This is a genomic window from Bradyrhizobium icense (assembly GCF_001693385.1).
Lineage (GTDB): Bacteria > Pseudomonadota > Alphaproteobacteria > Rhizobiales > Xanthobacteraceae > Bradyrhizobium > Bradyrhizobium icense.
Genome location: NZ_CP016428.1, coordinates 2,384,737 through 2,400,678, shown reverse-complemented (window position 1 = coordinate 2,400,678; position 15,942 = coordinate 2,384,737). Strand labels below are relative to the sequence as shown.

Here is a 15,942-nt window from a genome sequence, read left to right as displayed (position 1 = left end):
AAAGCGCATCGAAGCGCTCATGGGCGCAAAGCCAGATTCACCAGAGGGCGCAGAGCTGGACTTTCTGACAACAGTCGCCGAGTCCTACGAGGAGCGGCATTTCCAAACTCATAAGCCGTCTTGAGTGGCCAACATAATTAATGACCGAATTCAACCGAGAGGGGTTAAATAAATGCCGTTCGTAAAGATCAAGAACGCCACCGCCAACTTTAGCAAGCCGCGCGATTGGAATGAAAAGGAAGCTGGCCCATGTGGCGATCTCTGGGTGCGCCAAGATAAGTATGGCCCTTACACGCAGTTCAGCTTTGCATGGCGGCCTGACGCAGGGCAGCTGAAGCTTCTCAATGCCGGCGGCGCGCTCGAGATAAATATCATCAACGACTATATGCCGCCGGTCGGCGTCTCCGCCGTGCACGCAACGGAAGAGAGCCGGGTTGGCACTGCCGGCGACCATCGCAACGAGCAGCAGAATGGTCCGCCACGACCCAGCAGTCCCCCCTCTCACAAGCCGGTTGGTTGAGCAAAGAGCTAACTGAAAAGGAAGTGAGCGATGACTGAAGATCAGGTCAGACACATGGTGAACCGCTTCCTGAACTGGAAGCTGCCGGAGAACTTCAACCCAGACGGCGGCATCAGCTTTGAGCGCCTTGGTAACAAAGGCACGCCGCACGAGTACCGCAGGGAGCCAATCGGAACCAATCTTCTCGACGCCGTGCAGGCCGACGCCATGGTGTGCCACATGATCGAAGGTTTACCCTCAGATTCATCGACCCTCAGCCCGCAGTGCGGACAGATGAGCGACCCCATGCCTCGTGGCGGCGTAGAGCCGGATTGGCACGCCGAAAGCGTCAAGCTCTACCGGCAAAATAAATCTCTTCGCAAGGCCCTGCAGGAGCAACATGACTGGCATCTTGCACAGGGCGAGCAGGATTTTGGAGACGGCATCGTTCTCAATATGGCCGACGAATACAGCGATAGCGGAATGTGCGAGCGCACGACCGCCGTGCTGTCCGAAGTGCAACCCTCCGGCATTCAGGGGTATGAGGCGCGGAAAGAGCGCAACGCCGCTTCTAATCGCTCTCCGGGTAGAGCGGGTGATGTCTGCGAATACTGCGGCAAGCAGGAAGGTCACAGCGCCGTATGCGTCGTCAACGAGCTAGAGGCTCTGCGCGCTTCGGTCGAGCAGCAGCAATGGAGGCCGGTCGAGACGGCGCCGAAGGATGGTACGAGAATCCTTGCCTTTTCTCATCATGGAGCAAAAGGCCCGGTTATGAGCATTACTTGGTGGCGCCGCGAAGAAGATCGCAAAGGGTATGTCGGCTGGGGCGAATTTAATACGACCTACTGGCCTCCGACACACTGGATGCCCTTACCACCCATCCCATCGACGGAGCGTGCAGATGGCTGAGCAATCGCATTTGGCGAGATTCGCCGAGTTCGTGATCGGAGACGACAGCAGCGAACTTGGTATCGCGCGGGCTGAGCGTGACTATGCCCTGCATTGTCTCGAAAGAGAGATAGCGATTTGCGCTCGGACACACGCCGCATTCTTGGCCTATTTGCAGACCGAGAACAATTGCACAAGGACAGGGCAGCCCTGCCGAGAGCACCAGAAGTGCGGCTGTGACCTGGAGGCTCGCGAATACATAGACGCGCACCCTCCGCAGGAGCGGGAAGAAGGCACCGCGCAATGATGGATTATGCCACTGGCTATATGTGCGCGCGATGCCGGGTCCGCGTCGATCAAGTGAGGGACTGTTTGGGCGAAAGCGGACTCTATTCGCCGAACCACGCCTTCACTTTATGCGAGCGGTGCTTCCTTGACGAAGATTTAGAGATCGACCGCGCGGGGACAAACAACATCCCAGAACGTCTTGAGGAATACCGCGCGAATTTGCGGGCTGGACCGCTTGGAGGAAGCCGCTGATGGGGATCACGTTTGGCGACTATCTAATCGATTCTGGATACTACGAAATTACTCCAGAGCAAGAGCGCGAAATCGAGGCCCGGGAAGAGTGTGCCCGACGCGGCATTGATCCCGATGAGGTCTGCGCCGACGGTGGAGTCCTCGCTTGGATGGTAGTGGATCAGGAGAGGTGGCGATGGGCGAAATAGACAAAATAATCGAGCGTCTGTTCCAACTCGCCAATGACGAGGGCACGGCGCAAATCCATGATGCCGCCCTGGAGATCGCCAGACTGATCCCATTCGAACGCCGGAAAGCAGAAGCTGAGGGCTTCGACCGGGGGCGGCGCGAGATGGCCAGAGAAGTATTCGCCCTGCACGAGGATACTGTCGAGCGCTACCACGCGATTGCTGAGCGCGACACAGAGGGCAAGCAAGGGGCTTATTCGCGCGGTCGAATCGTAGAGGCCAAAAGCATTGCTAAGGCGATAGGCGCCATTCTGCCGCCCTCTCGCGCCATCCTTCACGAAAAGGAGCACTGAGATGACCGACAAGAAAGACATCGGACAGATGGACGAGAAGGAAATCCCCGGCAAGCTCGAATATTTCGATGGCCGGTTGCGCAAAGTCGTCGATGCAAGACGATCTGGCTGGTGGCGCTTCAACGAACACTATGACCGTGACGGCTATTGCGACAATCCAGCACGCGGCTACTGAGCGGCTGTTTCTGAAGACGGAGCAGGACAATGACAAAGTGGGACACGCTGCATCGGATCGAGGGGCTCTACGTCGGCCTACTCACTCAGGAAGAGCTAGAGATTTTCAACAAAGCCTGCCGGACCAATGATGCGCGCCGCAGCTACGAAGGAGCGGGCGGCGCTATGGGGCTCGCAAAGGTCAGGCTATTTTCGCTTGCTTCACAGGAGCGGTCTGATGGCTGAAGAAACCTATTCCCACGAAGGCCCGCAATGCCCCCACTGTGGGCGCCAATTCACGGCGGACGAGCCGCATTACTATGACGAGCAAGGTTACACGGAAGACGAATGCGACCAGTGCGGCAACAAGTTCAGCGTTTCCGTGAATCACAGCGTTTCGTGGATCTGTGACGCGATCCCTTCGCAGGAGGGCAAATGAAAGCCGACTTGGTTGCTAAGCGGGTCGTTATCGAAGTTGCCTTCGATATGGTGACGATCCAGCTTCATTGCGGCGATGAATATGCCGCTCAGGTCCTCCACGAGGACATCTGTGATCGGCTCAGGTCAGGCAAGCCGGTGTCACTTTCCATGGCTCTTCCTTCGCAGAGGCGTGCAGATGATTAAACGGGAAGACGAGACTGTTACTCAATTCACGATGCGCCGCATCCGTGCCGAGATCATCGAGGAATGCGCCAAGGCGGCCGAAGAAACATCTCCAATCGCGGCGGGGAATTTCTTCGCGGCTCGGCGGGATCAATGCAAGAAAATTGCAGCCAAGATCAGGGCGCTTTCCTCGCAGGACCGTTCAGATGGATAAGGCCGTCACGCCAGAGGCTTTTGCCAAGGAGATGGGCTGGGGCGCGAAACGCGTGCGCCAGCTCGCGAAAAAGCTTGGCGCATGTCGGGTTTTGGGCAATCGTATGGCGCTCATGCCAGAAGATATTCAGGTGATTTTGGAGGCGACGAAGCTATGCCCCTCAAGCTCTTTAAGCGATATCAGAAAGACGGCAGTTACGTCTGGCATTACCGCGGGGCCGTCGCCGACGATTACCTACGCGGATCGACTCGCACAGCGAACAAAAAAGACGCAGCGCGAGTTGCGGCCGCGATCGAACACGAACGGCTCAACCGTCATCTCGATGGACCGCAAGACTCGCTGACATTCCCCGAGGCCGTCGCCCATTATCTCAAGGCCGGCAAGTCGGACAAGTATCTCGACAAGATCGAGGACCACTGGAAGGACACGAAGGTTAAGGACATGACGGCCGGCGCAATCCGACAGAGCGCGGTTGATCTATATCCTGACGCCGGCGGCGCCACGCGGAATCGCCAGGTGATCACGCCGACGCAGGCAATCATCAATCATTGCGCCGAGCTCGAACTGTGCCCGCCGATCCGCATCAGGCGGTTCAAGTTCGATGCCAAGATCAAGAAGCCGGTTTCGCTGGAATGGGTCACCGCCCTCGCCGCCAATGGCCGGCCGGTCATCAAGGCCCTGGTGCTGACGATGTTCTCGACGGCCTGCCGGTTCTCGGAGGCGCATCGGCTGGAATGGGCAGACATCGATTTCCAAGGGCGCACGATCAAGATCCAGGACACCAAGACCGGGAACGAGCGGTTCGCCCACATGACGCAGCCTTTATTAGTGGCGCTGGCGAACCTGCCGCGGGACAAAAAGCCCTTCTACTGGTCGGAGAGCCAGCTTCGCCGCTTCTGGGATGAGGACGTGAAGGCGGCCGGATTCGAGCGCCTGACCTTCCATAGCTGCCGGCATGGCTTTGCAACCAAGATGCTGCGCGACAAGGTGGACCCGAAGACTGCGGCGAGCCTCGGCGGCTGGGCGGACATCGGCCTGTTCATGAAGACCTACGCGCACGCGATGGAGGACGCCACGCTGACCGAGGGACTTTTTGGCACGCAGACAGCACGCGGCGAAGGTCAGGTTAAGGAAAAACAACAGGTTAGGGAAAAATAAAGACCCGTCCGGGGGGACAACCGGACGGGTCAAGCCATATGGGCGCTTGGGGTGGATGGGCGCTCGCGCCGAATACAGCCTATGGGGAGGGATTACCGCTCCCACATAGATAAGTCGCAGCACCCTCGGCGGACGTTCAAAAAGGCCGGGCGATTTTTTAACCTTGCCTTCAAGGACGACTGCCGAAATTTCGGCATAACAGGCTTATTTTGCAGCGTTTGCGGCCGATTTGTCCGCTGCCATCGAGGGCGAGCCATCGTTCAGCGCGCGGCTCACGGAAGTGTTATCGGCGGCCGGCTCAACCGCCGGCGTTTTTTCTCCCGCGGGCTTGCCGGATACCGAAGCAAGCGGAACCGCCGGCGCAGCGGCCGCGGCGGTAACGGCGGCAAAGGCGTCGGCCCTGCCTGCCCCAAACTGATCGTCACGGCCGGGGCTGCCGAGATCGCGGGCGGTCCTGGTCAGGATTGCGCGAACATCGCCCGGTTTCAACGAAGGATTACGCTCCAGCATCAGCGCCGCAACGCCGCTGATATAGGCGGCGGAGAACGAGGTGCCGGATGTGATCTGGTATTTTTCATCCGGTGCCGGCAGGAAGATATCCGCGCCCGGTGCGGCCACCGCGATGTGGTTGCCCCGGTTCGATGCCGCAAACAGTCTTTCCTGCGCGTCGGTGCCACTCACCGCAATGACATTGGGATTGGCGGCCGGATAGAGCGGCGGCGACTTCGCGCCGGCATTGCCGGCCGCAGCCACCATCAGGATGCCACGGGCCGCCGTCGCGGCAATGCCTCGCTCGATCAGCGGATCCTTCGGACCGGCAAAGCTCATGTTGATGATCTGCGCGCCGTGTTCGGCCGCATAGTCCAATCCCCGGAGGATCACATAGGACGTGCTCTCCGCGCCCTTCGATCCCGTGCCGAAGGCGCGGATCGCGATCAACCTCGCCTCCGGTGCGCTACCCATCAGCTTGGCATGCGCGACGATCGCCCCCGCAATGCCGGTGCCGTGGATATGCGGACCTTCCTTGCTTCCGAGCGCGTCGAAGCTGTCGGCGACCGAATTGGCAAGTTCGGGATGCTTGGCGTCGACGCCGGAATCGATCACCGCAATGGTGACGTTCATGCCGCGGACGAGCGCGTGCGCCTGCGGCAGCCGAAGTTGCGAGACGGCGTATTGGGCGGCGTCGCCTTCGGTCGAAGCCTTCTTCTGATCCTGCAGGAAGTAACGGAAATTGAGCTGCACCGAACGCACGCTGGCGTCGGCCGCGAGTTCGCGCCGCACCGTGTCCATCGGGCGGTTATCGACGATGCGGAACAGACCGATGGTGCCGCCGAGCAGCGGGAAGCTCTGCGACGCGATGCGCTCCAGCCCGTGACGCCGTGCCAGTTCGTCCGCCTCGGCGGTCGATAACGTGCCGTCGATTTCGGCGACGAGCTCGTTCTTGACCGCGCGCAGATTGACGGCCGCCTGTGCGCTGTTGTTGCCCGACCCGCCCTTGCCCTTCTTGGCCGAGGAGCCTTTGCCGCCGCCGGCCGACATCACCGGACGATCGAAACACTCGCCGTCTGGACCGCGAAACGCAGACTGGCAAGCCGGATAGAGGTTGGGCGAAAATCGCGCATGGGGCAACGTCGACGGCACGCCGGCCCCCGGACGGACTCGCAGTGTCGAGCTCATGGTGCCGATCCGGGACGGCGGCGTCCGTGCGACGGTATCGGCACGCACGGCCGGCCGCGCCGCGACGGTCGGGTTGATTCGCGGTGTTACCGTCGGATTGATGGTGGGTACTCGCGCGCCAACATTCAGATTGGGGGTGCGCATGATGCTTTGCGCATGCGCCGCCGATGGTCCGAAAGCGATCAGCGGAAACAGCGCGGCCGACAACACCCGTGCCGCACGCTGGATCCTTGCCCGCCAACTCACGCCATCATGAACCATGGGACCTCAGCTTGCCCGGCCCGCGCCAGAGGGCCTTACGGCGTTGCCACCGCCAGGCTGACGATCTTCTCGCGCTGCAGCCTGTCCAGTAGGGCTGCGGCTTCGTCCTTGCCAACGGCCTTGTTGCCGAACTGCAGGCGGAACATGCCGCCCTTGGCGCCGTCGACGATCGAGGCCTGGTAATTGTCGAGCAGCGCCGTGATGTCGGCGACGCGCGCTTCAGGCGCGAACCGCACCAGCGCGCGCGGCGGCGCGACGCTGCTTCCGAGATCGCGGGTGATCGGCGCCGATGACCGCTCATTCAGGCTCAGCGACGCCGTCTGGAACAACGCGGTCTGGTTCTTCATCAGCACGGCGCCGATCACACCGGCCTGCAGCACGAGCGCCACGGCACCGAGGCTCGCCGACCAGGCGAGCGTGCGCGGCGACAGGCTTGCGAAAAATTCCGATACGCGCGCGGACAGGCTCACCGAGCGCGAGGGCTCACGCGCAGGCTCCGCGTCGATCGCGGCAAACAGCTTTTGCATGGCGCGCGCGGATGGCGCACCCAGGCTCTCATTGAGGCTGATCGTCTCGGCATATTCCTCGCGGATGACGGCGTACTGCCGGGCAAGCTCGGGATCTCTGGCGAGTGCTTCCTCGACGCTGCGTGCATCACGGGCGTTCAGAGTACCGGCCGCATGGAACGGCAACAGCATCTCGATGTCGCCGGGCTCGTGATCCAGCATTTTTTTGCTCGCTGCCATCATGGCCAACCTCGCTCTATGCCTGCTGCCTTGAGCAACTCGGCCAATTTCTTGCGCGCATAAAACAGGCGCGTCTTGACGGTGTTCTCCGGAATTCCAACGATTTCGGCCACCTCCTCCACGGATTTCTCGTGGTAGTAGACGAGATCGACGATCTCCCGATGCTCTGGCGAAAGCGCCGTCAGGCACTTGCGCAACGCTTCACCCGTATCCTTCTTCTGGACCACCACTTCCGGATCATCGGACGTATCCTCGATCGCGTTCGCGGTCTCTTCGTCCAGTCCAACGTCCTTGCGGCGCCTGAGTGCCGAAAGGGCCTTGAATCGCGTAATCGCCAAGAGCCAGGTTGTAACGGCGGATCGGCCTTCGAACTTGCCGGCCTGACGCCACACATCGAGAAAAACCTCGCTGATGAGGTCTTCCGCAATCTGTTCATCCCTGACGAGCCGAAGCCCGAAACGGAACACCCTGACATGGTGCCTTCCATAAAGCACCTGCATGGCGAGCCGGTCGCCTTGAGCGATCCGGGCGATCAGAATTTCGTCTGAAGCCGCCTGTGTCGCGCTCAATGGCCGTCTCGCAAGGTTGGTCGGACGGGGGTGGCCGGCGGTTCGATGTGAAGGGTGAGATTCTTCACATTACGGCAATGCCCGAATCGCATGTGTGATCTACCCCACAGATGACCATTGGCAGGCCATTTTTCCGGCGTAAACGAGCTAAATCCCAGAATTGGTACCATAATACGGAAATACTTTCCTAAAGACGCGCCGCCCGCAACCTTAGCAAGGCTTCGCCGGCAGGGCAGCATCTGCGTGACGCCTGAGGCTTCCGCACAGGCAGGTTCTACACTATCGGAATTCGGCAGATTTCCGTTGCGAAATCAGTGCAATGGCAGGGTTTTAACGGACCCGATTCGGCTTCAAAAGATACCAAACCTAAAGGCTTTATTCCCTAAAGTTTCGTCCGGCATACACCAACAGCGACGGGACATGAGCAGCGCGGCATCATTGCTTCAGGGGCAAGGCTCCAACCATGCGACCGCGTACGTCGACCGCCTGCCGCCGGAAATATTGAAGCGGCGGGCCGGCCAGCGCCGCCAGATGCTCGCCGTGCAAGGCGTCAGCTATTCGCTCATCACGTTGGTCCTGCTGGTCTATTGCTACGCCGGCACCGTCCCAATCATCATTCCATCGGCCTATTTCCTTTCCGGCATCGGATTGGTGTCGGTCTTTGTCGTGTTGTCGGAGGCCCACTTCAACGACCGGTTCGAGGATCATTATCTCACGATCTTCCAGGTCGCCGGCCACGTCGCGCTTCAACTCGGTTTTCTGCTGGCCGCGCCACAGATCGGATTTGCATTCCTGAGCGTCGTGTTCCTGATCTTTGGATTTGGCGCGCTGCGCATGACCTCCCGGCAGGCAATCATCACCTGGACGCTCACCATGATCGGTCTGGCACCGATCTTCCTGTTTGCCAGCACCCCGATCGGCCTGCCGATTACCACCCAGACCGAACGCGTCGCGGCCATGCTTTCCTTTGTCCTGACGATCGGACAATGCGCCTTCGTAGGATTGTATGGCAGCACCATGCGCAAGATGCTCTACGACCGCAGCTTCGAACTGAAGGCAGCGTACAAGCGGATCGAGGAGCTTGCCGAACTCGACGAACTGACCGGGTCGTCCAACCGCCGCAGCATCATGCGGATGCTGGAGGAGGAGATTGCCCGCGCGAGCCGCAGCGGAGCGCCCTGCTCGATCGCGCTGATAGATCTCGACTGGTTCAAGCGCATCAACGACGCCTACGGTCACCCGACCGGCGACGAGGTGCTGCGGACATTCTCGATCACCATGTTTGCCAACATCCGCAGCATCGACCGGTTCGGCCGATATGGCGGCGAGGAATTCCTGCTGGTGCTACCCGACATGGACGTCGACCAAGCCATGCGGGCGCTCGACCGGTTGCGCGCCATTATTGCCGATCTCGACTGGAGCGCGTTCTCGCCGGGCATGAAGGTGACGATGTCGGCGGGCGTTGCAATGCTGAATTCGAACGAGACATCAGACACATTCCTCGCGCGCGCCGACAGCGCGCTTTATGCAGCCAAGGCGCAGGGACGCAACCGCATTACCCGCGCCTGATCCGACATTTTTTCAGCTCCCGCGGCGAAAGAAGCTCCGCCGCCTTTTTGCTCCAGGACAGAGTCATGATTTCGAAGACCGCTACCTCTCCTTCTCCCGGCAACCTGCTCGACGAATTGCAGTCCACGCTTGCGAACGGAACCGTCGCTCGCCGCGTGGAAACGCTGCGCCGGGTAACCGATCTCTTCATCAACGGCGCGGTGGATTATTCGGACGAGCAGGTCGGGCTGTTCGACGACGTCTTCCGGTGCCTGATCGACCACATCGAAACCTCGGCCAAGATGCTGCTGGCCAATCGCCTTGCCCCGATAGACAGCGCCCCGCCGCTCACCATCCGCGCGCTTGCGTTCGACGACGTGATCGAGGTGGCGGGTCCGGTGCTATCGCAATCGATGCGGCTCGACGACAGGACCCTGATCGAGAATGCGCGCAGCAAGAGCCAGGCGCATCTGATGGCGATCTCGACCCGCAAAACGCTGAGCGGTGCGGTCACCGACGTGCTGGTCCAGCGCGGCAACGATCAAGTGATCCATTCGACGGTAAACAATCCCGGCGCGGAATTCACCGAGCGCGGCTTTACCCGCCTTGTCAGCCGCGCCGGAGGCGACGACGATCTCACCGCCTGCATCGGCATGCATCCGTCCGTGCCGCGGCATCTCTACCTGAAACTGCTCGCCAAGGCCTCCGATACGGTGCGGCAGCGGCTGGAGGCCGCCAATCCGCAGCGGGCGGCCGAGGTGCCGAACGCGGTCAAGGAGGCAACGCGGCGCGCGCGCTCGGCGACCTCTGATATCACCAAGGACACCGCGATTGCGCACGCGCTGGTCAAGTCGCTGTACGAGGACGGCCGGCTCGACGAATCCGAGGTGGCGTCGTTTGCCGATGCCGGGAAATTCGACGAGGCCAATGCCTCGATTGCGGCGCTCGCCAACGTGCCGGTGGCAATCGCCGAGAACATGATGATCGAAAGCCGGGCCGAAGGTGTGATGATTTTGGCGAAGGTCGCAGGGCTGTCGTGGTCGACGGTCAGGACCATCATCAGGATGCGCGACGAACTGTCCGGCGCGGAGCCGACCGATCTTGCGGCCTGCAAGGACACCTATGAGCGGTTGCGGCCGTCGACGGCGCAGCAGGTGCTGCGCTTCCACCGCATGCAGCAGAACGTGCCGGCGTAAGTTCGTAGCTGGCTAATATTTCAGCAGCTTCGCTCCGGCGAGCGCGCCGATCGCCGCCACCAGCGCGGTCGCGATCGTGTACCAGGCCGCCACGAACAGCGGTGAATCATCCGTGCAATGCGAGGCGTAGAGCGTTGCCGCCAATCCCGCTGACAACAGTCCGGCGATAGCTCCCGACAATGCAGGCCGCGACGGGGCCCCGTGGCGCAATCCGAGCAGCGCGCCGGCCAGGATCGGCAACGACATCAGCGGGATCGCCGTCATACAGACCCACGAATTCTTGCCGACCAGCCGCGTCATCATCGGCGGCCGTTGCGGCATCATCATTTCGCCGCCGATCCCGGCGGTCAGAATTCCCACCGGCGCCAGCAGCAGCCAGCCAAAGCCGCGCAGCGAGGCTTCGGGCCGCGACAGATGCAGGCTGACGGCAATCGCCGAGATCGCGAGCGCCAGTGTCACCGCGAATTTCAGGTCGAAGAACGGATTGCGCAGCGCAACCATCACGTCGGGCCTGACGCCGAGTTCCGTGAAGAACATCAACAGCGAAACCGGCGCTGCGGCCAAGAGCGCCAGCATCAGCGCGAAGCCGACCGGGCGCGCGCGGTGCGCGTTGTCGGCCGCCAACGTTCGAATGAGCTGATCGGTATCCATGCTCAGTTTTCCCGTAACTTCGCCGTCAAGCTGGTCAGCCCCCGGTGCAGCGCCACCCGCACCGCACCCTCGCTCATCGAAAATTTCGCCGCCGTATCCTTGATCGAGGCGCTGTCGACCGCGATCGACTGCAGCACCTCGCGCTGCCGCGCCGGCAGCGTCTGGAGCTGGGCGGCGACCTCGCTTGGTGAAACAGTCTCGGCCGGCGCTTCGCCCGGCAGCGTCTCGGCGAAATCGTCGATATCGACGAAAATGCGCCGGCCGCGGCGGCGCAACGCATCGATCAGCTTGTTGCGGGCGATCGCGAACAACCATGGGGCAAATGGGGCGGTGACGTCCCAGGTGTGCCGTTTCAGATGGACCGCCAGCAAAATGTCCTGCACGATGTCCTCGGATTGATCGACCGGTTGCCCTGCCCGCGCCAAACCGCGTCGCGCCGCGGCCCGGAGCACCGGCGTGACGGCCCTGAGCAGGCGATGATACGCCGCGCTGTCGCCTGCAATGGCCGACCGCATCAGGCCGGTCCATTCGTCATCCCGTTCGCGCACCCGCGCTCCTACCCTGCAATTCGGTCGATCTTTCAATTTGTTACATCAGGACGACAATGATCACGAATTCGTGATCGAGTGCCCCGTCGGCAGCTTGGGCCGGCTCCCTGTCCGGGAATCGCGGACGGCCGGCTGCGCGATGGCAGGCTCATAACATCGATTGCTCAGGCTCGCATCCGCGTAGCTCGCCAAGTCCGCACCGGCAAAAATTCATGCCAGCTCGTCGATGTAACGCCATTGCCCAGCTTTTGCCCGGTCTTGCCCGAAGATTCCCATTTTCCGCCGTGCTCTGGACACCTGCGGGGTCTCATTTCGCCGCTGGGCGGCGGCCAATGGGGAGATTCCACATGACGATCCGAGCCAGCGCGGGGTCGGCCTTCATTCTTGCGGCAGGGCTTCTGTTGAGTTTCGCAGGACCATCGCCTGCGACGGCCGCCGGCGCCGAGGGCGCTGCGGCGTCGAAACCGGAGAATGCGACGTCCGAAAAGTCCGTCAGGCAGGGTTCTCGTCACCTGAAGAAGCGCTCCGCCCATCGCAAAGATACGCACGCAGAAGCGAAACCGGCCGAGAGCACGAAAGCCGAGGAAAAGCAGGTCGCCGATGCGAGCGGCGGTACTCCGACCGCGATGCCTGAATGGCTTGCCAACGCCAATGCCCAAATGACCGCAGCCGAGGCGCCCGATAGCGCCAAGGGGATGTCGGCGGCGATGTCTGAGAAGGCCAACACCGTCCTGCAATCGGCGGCGGAGAAGCCGGCCGACGCCGAGGCGCCGGCCGATGCCACCGTGGTTGCCTCCGACCAGCTCAACGACGTCGATCGGGCACTGCAGGCGACCCCACCCGAGGACCCCGCCACGCAGACGGTCGCGATGGCGTCGACCAACCCTGCATCGGAAGCCTCCGATCAGGCCGCCAACAGCGATAGTTCCACCCTGGACAAGACCTCGCTGATCGGAAAGATCTTCATCGCCTTCGGCGCCCTGCTGACGGTGGCCTCGGCCGCGCGGATGTTCATGGCGTAGCTATCGGCGTACCGGCGCGGCAATCCCGCATCCGGGATCCCGTTCCAGCCCACTTGAAGCCCACCCCGGCAGCGGGCACATTGCCCGCGAAAAGGACGCCCCGGGGTGGATCATGGCAACATTCGAAAACATCATTGTCGCGAGCAAGGGCGCGGTCGGCATCATTACGCTGAACCGGCCGAAAATGCTCAACGCGCTGTCGTTCGGCGTATTTCGTGAAATCGCTGCCGCCGTCGATGACCTCGAGGCCGACGACAAGATCGGCTGCATCCTGCTCACCGGCAGCGAAAAGGCGTTCGCCGCCGGCGCCGACATCAAGGAGATGCAGCCGAAAAGCTTCATCGACATGTTCTCCAGCGATTTCACCACCATCGGTGGCGACCGCGTCGCCACCTGCCGGAAACCGACGATCGCGGCCGTCAGCGGCTATGCGCTCGGCGGCGGCTGCGAGCTCGCCATGATGTGCGACATCATCATCGCCGCCGACACTGCCAAATTCGGCCAGCCCGAAATCACGCTCGGCACCATCCCGGGCATCGGCGGCACCCAGCGTCTGACGCGTGCGATCGGCAAATCCAAGGCGATGGATCTGTGCCTCACCGGGCGCATGATGGATGCGGCCGAAGCGGAACGTTCCGGCCTGGTCAGCCGCGTCGTACCGGCCGACAAGTTGATGGAAGAAGCGATGTCGGCGGCGGAAAAGATCGCCTCGATGTCGCGGCCCGCCGCCGCGATGGCCAAGGAAGCCATCAACCGCGCGTTCGAGACGCCGCTGTCGGAGGGCATGAATGTAGAGCGCAATCTGTTCCACTCGACCTTTGCGCTGGAAGACCGCGCCGAGGGCATGGCGGCGTTCATCGAGAAGCGCAAGCCGGTGAATAAGAACAGGTAGGCCGAGCTCTCTCCGCTCGTCGTCCCTGCGAACGCGGACCCATACGCCGCGGCCGTCGTGCAGAAGCACCGACAGCAGACAGACATCTGCTCTAAGCAACTAGCCCTGTGGTTATGGGTCCCTGCGTTCGCAGGGACGACGAAAATCATGTATGCGGCTCCGCGCCAGCGCCGCATTGACCAATGCGCGATAGCCCCGTTCAGCAAACGTCGTCGGACGATCGAGTCCTAAGCGCGCGAGGCATTCGCGGGCGGCAGCGTCCGGCGGCTGCGTCATTCCCTGCCACAGCAATCCCGGCAGACGCAGCGGCATCCGCTGCGCTTCCCGCAGCAACTGCAAGGCCGGGATCAGCCGCTGTTCGACCTCGGTAAAATCGCTGCCGAATGGGAACGACGGCAACAGCCCGGCCTCGCGCGCGGGCTTCAAGGCATCCACGATCCGCTCCGGAAAGTTTTCGCGATGCGCGCGCGGAATTTCGAACGCCTTCGGCAGCTTGCCGGCATCCCTGGCGATCTTCACCAGTTCGTCCTGGAAACGGGAATCCGTGACCGCGAGCATCGCCGCGATGGTCTCGGCGTCCGATTTGCCCCTGACATCGGCGACGCCGTATTCGGTGACGAAGACGTCGCGCAGATGCCGCGGGATGGTCTGGTGGCCGTAGTTCCAGCGGATGTTGGAGTGCGTCCTCCTGCCCGCCTGCCGCGTCGCTTCCAGCGTGAGAATCGACCGCGCGCCTTGAAGCGCGAACGCCTGCGCGACGAAATTATACTGTCCACCGACACCGCTGATAACCTGGCCATCGTCGAGGCCGTCGGAAACCGCCGCCCCCATCAGGGTCGCCATCATCGCGTTGTTGACGAAGCGGGCATCGACACGCGCGCGGCGCTTGGCGTCCTCGTCCCCGTAGAGCTCGTTGGTGAACGATACCGGCATCATCTGGATACGCGCGAGTTGCTCGGCCGGCATCTCGCGCAACGCGCGATAGAACGATTTCGGCCCGAGGAAAAATGCGCCGTGCAGCACGACGCCATCGACCTCGCGCTTGAGAATATCGGCCTCGAGCAGGCCGAGAAACGCCTCGATCAGCATTTCGCTGACCCCATAAATCCCCTTCGCGAACGGCGCGCTCTCCACCGGCTCCACGCCAGGCGCAAGCCGCTTCACGATGGCGCGGAACTGTGCGTTGTCGCGATGGCGAACGATCAGCCCCTGTGCCAGTGCATCGCCGACTTGCCCGATGCCGATCTGCAGCGTGCCGCCATCAGGCACGAGGCTCGCGGCATGAAGCCCGATCGCATATTTGGTGTCGCTGACCGGCTCGGCCGGCGGGGCGAACAGCGGGAAATCCGTCGCGGGGCTGTCGAGCACCGCGGAAAATTCGTCCGCCGGCAGATCGCCGAGACCCGGCATGAACGGTAGTTCTGAATTGACCTGGCCGATCAGCTTGAACGATGCACGGCCTTGCTCGCGGGCGCGCAGGATATCGAGCGTGGTGTCGGTATTGCAGCTCAGGCTGTAGCGCGTCACGCCATTGACCACGCGTTTCGCGACCAATTGGGTGACGACGTTCAGTCCGCGCGTCAAGAGATAGGACGAAGCATGGGTATAGTTTGCAGAGATGTAATGCTGCTGCGCGAACGGCACGTGCAGCCATTTGCCCGCCAGGAAAAAGAATTCGATCACCTTGACGTTGGGCGGCAACTCTCCGGCATGCAGGGCATTCGCATAGGTCAGGTCGGGATAGCCACCAAACAGGCGATCGATCACCGGGCTGATGAAACGTCGTTCCAGCAGGCTCGAGGCCCGCGGCTTTTCCAGCGTCAGCGCGGAAAAGAACGTCAGGTTAATCGCGCGGTCGGCAGCGGCGCGTGCATAGAGCGCGTTGACGATGTGGTTGGCCTTGCCGAGCCCGAGCGGCAATCCGACCACCAGGTTGGTTCCGACATCGCGGATGATATCCTCCGCGATCGCTTCGGGATCGGAAAACAGTTTTGGCATCGAATGCAAACCTGGGCGTAGCGAGCAGGCAGCCGCCCTGGAATCGGACGCCAGCCACGAGAGCTATAGCCTATCTTCACCCAAGATTCGTCTGTGACGAACCGGCAACAGCCAAGCACGGATTTCACCGAACTAAATGTACTGATGTCGCGCGGCAGTTTGCCTGTGGCCATGGTGCCCCCTAAACAGGTAGACGAACCGAGGATGTCGGCGGGGGCGGACCGAATTGCATGATAGGGAATGACGGGTAACCGGCATC

Annotated in this window: 19 protein-coding genes; 13 read left to right on the top strand and 6 right to left on the bottom strand. The window is 61.8% G+C overall.

What is annotated here, in order from left to right:
* Positions 1–172: 172 nt before the first annotated feature.
* From LMTR13_RS11265 to LMTR13_RS11225, 9 genes are all read left to right on the top strand, one after another.
* Positions 173–520: a hypothetical protein gene (locus LMTR13_RS11265; RefSeq protein WP_065727934.1), complete on the top strand. Its 348-nt coding sequence runs from the start codon at positions 173–175 to the stop codon at positions 518–520.
* Between the two features lie 30 nt (positions 521–550).
* Positions 551–1,408: a DUF551 domain-containing protein gene (locus tag LMTR13_RS41635; RefSeq protein ID WP_065727933.1), complete on the top strand. Its 858-nt coding sequence runs from the start codon at positions 551–553 to the stop codon at positions 1,406–1,408.
* Positions 1,409–2,102: 694 nt separating this feature from the next.
* The gene (locus LMTR13_RS11245; protein ID WP_065727930.1) at positions 2,103–2,447 is read left to right on the top strand and encodes a hypothetical protein; all 345 of its coding nucleotides are present in this window, start codon (positions 2,103–2,105) and stop codon (positions 2,445–2,447) included.
* Position 2,448: 1 nt separating this feature from the next.
* Positions 2,449–2,622 (top strand): hypothetical protein, encoded by a 174-nt coding sequence (locus LMTR13_RS40560; protein WP_156795558.1) that lies wholly within the window; start codon positions 2,449–2,451, stop codon positions 2,620–2,622.
* A gap of 29 nt (positions 2,623–2,651) precedes the next feature.
* Entirely contained in the window at positions 2,652–2,846 is a 195-nt protein-coding gene (locus LMTR13_RS11240) for a hypothetical protein (protein ID WP_065727929.1), read from the top strand.
* A complete protein-coding gene (locus LMTR13_RS11235; protein ID WP_065727928.1) occupies positions 2,839–3,039 on the top strand; it encodes a hypothetical protein in 201 nt (66 codons plus the stop codon). The genes LMTR13_RS11240 and LMTR13_RS11235 overlap by 8 nt, the downstream gene beginning before the upstream one ends.
* On the top strand, positions 3,036–3,224 hold the full coding sequence (locus tag LMTR13_RS11230; RefSeq protein WP_065727927.1) for a hypothetical protein: 189 nt from the start codon (positions 3,036–3,038) through the stop codon (positions 3,222–3,224). The genes LMTR13_RS11235 and LMTR13_RS11230 overlap by 4 nt, the downstream gene beginning before the upstream one ends.
* Complete coding sequence (locus LMTR13_RS40555; RefSeq protein ID WP_156795557.1) at positions 3,211–3,417, top strand: hypothetical protein; 207 nt, start codon at positions 3,211–3,213, stop codon at positions 3,415–3,417. The genes LMTR13_RS11230 and LMTR13_RS40555 overlap by 14 nt, the downstream gene beginning before the upstream one ends.
* Positions 3,418–3,570: 153 nt before the next feature.
* Complete coding sequence (locus LMTR13_RS11225; protein WP_065727926.1) at positions 3,571–4,575, top strand: tyrosine-type recombinase/integrase; 1,005 nt, start codon at positions 3,571–3,573, stop codon at positions 4,573–4,575.
* Positions 4,576–4,779: 204 nt separating this feature from the next.
* Here LMTR13_RS11225 and LMTR13_RS11220 read toward each other — a convergent pair whose 3' ends face one another.
* From LMTR13_RS11220 to LMTR13_RS11210, 3 genes are read right to left on the bottom strand one after another with little or no spacing between them, the layout of a single operon-like run.
* Complete coding sequence (locus LMTR13_RS11220; RefSeq protein WP_065727925.1) at positions 4,780–6,513, bottom strand: S8 family serine peptidase; 1,734 nt, start codon at positions 6,511–6,513, stop codon at positions 4,780–4,782.
* A 35-nt stretch (positions 6,514–6,548) separates the two neighbouring features.
* Positions 6,549–7,262: a hypothetical protein gene (locus tag LMTR13_RS11215; protein ID WP_065732610.1), complete on the bottom strand. Its 714-nt coding sequence runs from the start codon at positions 7,260–7,262 to the stop codon at positions 6,549–6,551.
* Positions 7,259–7,828: a sigma-70 family RNA polymerase sigma factor gene (locus LMTR13_RS11210; RefSeq protein ID WP_065727924.1), complete on the bottom strand. Its 570-nt coding sequence runs from the start codon at positions 7,826–7,828 to the stop codon at positions 7,259–7,261. Before LMTR13_RS11210 ends, LMTR13_RS11215 begins: the two co-directional genes overlap by 4 nt.
* Positions 7,829–8,248: 420 nt before the next feature.
* Between LMTR13_RS11210 and LMTR13_RS11205 the strand changes: the two genes are divergently transcribed.
* Complete coding sequence (locus LMTR13_RS11205) at positions 8,249–9,397, top strand: GGDEF domain-containing protein (RefSeq protein WP_083218982.1); 1,149 nt, start codon at positions 8,249–8,251, stop codon at positions 9,395–9,397.
* Between the two features lie 65 nt (positions 9,398–9,462).
* Positions 9,463–10,572: a DUF2336 domain-containing protein gene (locus LMTR13_RS11200; RefSeq protein WP_065727923.1), complete on the top strand. Its 1,110-nt coding sequence runs from the start codon at positions 9,463–9,465 to the stop codon at positions 10,570–10,572.
* 12 nt (positions 10,573–10,584) lie between these two features.
* On the opposite strand, the gene LMTR13_RS11195 is transcribed toward LMTR13_RS11200, so the two are convergent.
* Together LMTR13_RS11195 and LMTR13_RS11190 are read right to left on the bottom strand one after the other, a co-directional pair.
* The gene (locus tag LMTR13_RS11195) at positions 10,585–11,223 is read right to left on the bottom strand and encodes an NrsF family protein (protein WP_065727922.1); all 639 of its coding nucleotides are present in this window, start codon (positions 11,221–11,223) and stop codon (positions 10,585–10,587) included.
* A 2-nt stretch (positions 11,224–11,225) separates the two neighbouring features.
* The gene (locus tag LMTR13_RS11190) at positions 11,226–11,771 is read right to left on the bottom strand and encodes a sigma-70 family RNA polymerase sigma factor (RefSeq protein ID WP_065727921.1); all 546 of its coding nucleotides are present in this window, start codon (positions 11,769–11,771) and stop codon (positions 11,226–11,228) included.
* Positions 11,772–12,118: 347 nt separating this feature from the next.
* On the opposite strand from LMTR13_RS11190, the gene LMTR13_RS11185 reads away from it, so the two are divergent.
* Both LMTR13_RS11185 and LMTR13_RS11180 read left to right on the top strand, forming a co-directional pair.
* Positions 12,119–12,793, top strand: coding sequence for a hypothetical protein (locus LMTR13_RS11185; RefSeq protein ID WP_065727920.1), 675 nt, complete (start codon positions 12,119–12,121; stop codon positions 12,791–12,793).
* A 112-nt stretch (positions 12,794–12,905) separates the two neighbouring features.
* Positions 12,906–13,685, top strand: a complete 780-nt coding sequence (locus tag LMTR13_RS11180; RefSeq protein WP_065727919.1) for an enoyl-CoA hydratase — start codon at positions 12,906–12,908, stop codon at positions 13,683–13,685.
* Between the two features lie 111 nt (positions 13,686–13,796).
* Here the strand turns inward: LMTR13_RS11180 and LMTR13_RS11175 are convergent, their stop codons facing one another.
* Entirely contained in the window at positions 13,797–15,683 is a 1,887-nt protein-coding gene (locus LMTR13_RS11175) for an acetyl-CoA hydrolase/transferase C-terminal domain-containing protein (protein WP_065732608.1), read from the bottom strand.
* Positions 15,684–15,942 lie beyond the last annotated feature (259 nt).

Bases quoted from the DNA above. Each gene is read 5' to 3' on its own strand.
- LMTR13_RS11185 (WP_065727920.1), top strand. From the start codon at position 12,119: ATGACGATCCGAGCCAGCGCGGGGTCGGCCTTCATTCTTGCGGCAGGG.
- LMTR13_RS11195 (WP_065727922.1), bottom strand. From the start codon at position 11,223: ATGGATACCGATCAGCTCATTCGAACGTTGGCGGCCGACAACGCGCAC.
- LMTR13_RS11205 (WP_083218982.1), top strand. From the start codon at position 8,249: ATGAGCAGCGCGGCATCATTGCTTCAGGGGCAAGGCTCCAACCATGCG.
- LMTR13_RS11235 (WP_065727928.1), top strand. From the start codon at position 2,839: ATGGCTGAAGAAACCTATTCCCACGAAGGCCCGCAATGCCCCCACTGT.
- LMTR13_RS11225 (WP_065727926.1), top strand. From the start codon at position 3,571: ATGCCCCTCAAGCTCTTTAAGCGATATCAGAAAGACGGCAGTTACGTC.
- LMTR13_RS11200 (WP_065727923.1), top strand. From the start codon at position 9,463: ATGATTTCGAAGACCGCTACCTCTCCTTCTCCCGGCAACCTGCTCGAC.
- LMTR13_RS11215 (WP_065732610.1), bottom strand. From the start codon at position 7,262: ATGATGGCAGCGAGCAAAAAAATGCTGGATCACGAGCCCGGCGACATC.
- LMTR13_RS11180 (WP_065727919.1), top strand. From the start codon at position 12,906: ATGGCAACATTCGAAAACATCATTGTCGCGAGCAAGGGCGCGGTCGGC.
- LMTR13_RS11240 (WP_065727929.1), top strand. From the start codon at position 2,652: ATGACAAAGTGGGACACGCTGCATCGGATCGAGGGGCTCTACGTCGGC.
- LMTR13_RS11175 (WP_065732608.1), bottom strand. From the start codon at position 15,683: ATGCCAAAACTGTTTTCCGATCCCGAAGCGATCGCGGAGGATATCATC.
- LMTR13_RS11220 (WP_065727925.1), bottom strand. From the start codon at position 6,513: ATGGTTCATGATGGCGTGAGTTGGCGGGCAAGGATCCAGCGTGCGGCA.
- LMTR13_RS40560 (WP_156795558.1), top strand. From the start codon at position 2,449: ATGACCGACAAGAAAGACATCGGACAGATGGACGAGAAGGAAATCCCC.
- LMTR13_RS11245 (WP_065727930.1), top strand. From the start codon at position 2,103: ATGGGCGAAATAGACAAAATAATCGAGCGTCTGTTCCAACTCGCCAAT.
- LMTR13_RS41635 (WP_065727933.1), top strand. From the start codon at position 551: ATGACTGAAGATCAGGTCAGACACATGGTGAACCGCTTCCTGAACTGG.
- LMTR13_RS11230 (WP_065727927.1), top strand. From the start codon at position 3,036: ATGAAAGCCGACTTGGTTGCTAAGCGGGTCGTTATCGAAGTTGCCTTC.
- LMTR13_RS11265 (WP_065727934.1), top strand. From the start codon at position 173: ATGCCGTTCGTAAAGATCAAGAACGCCACCGCCAACTTTAGCAAGCCG.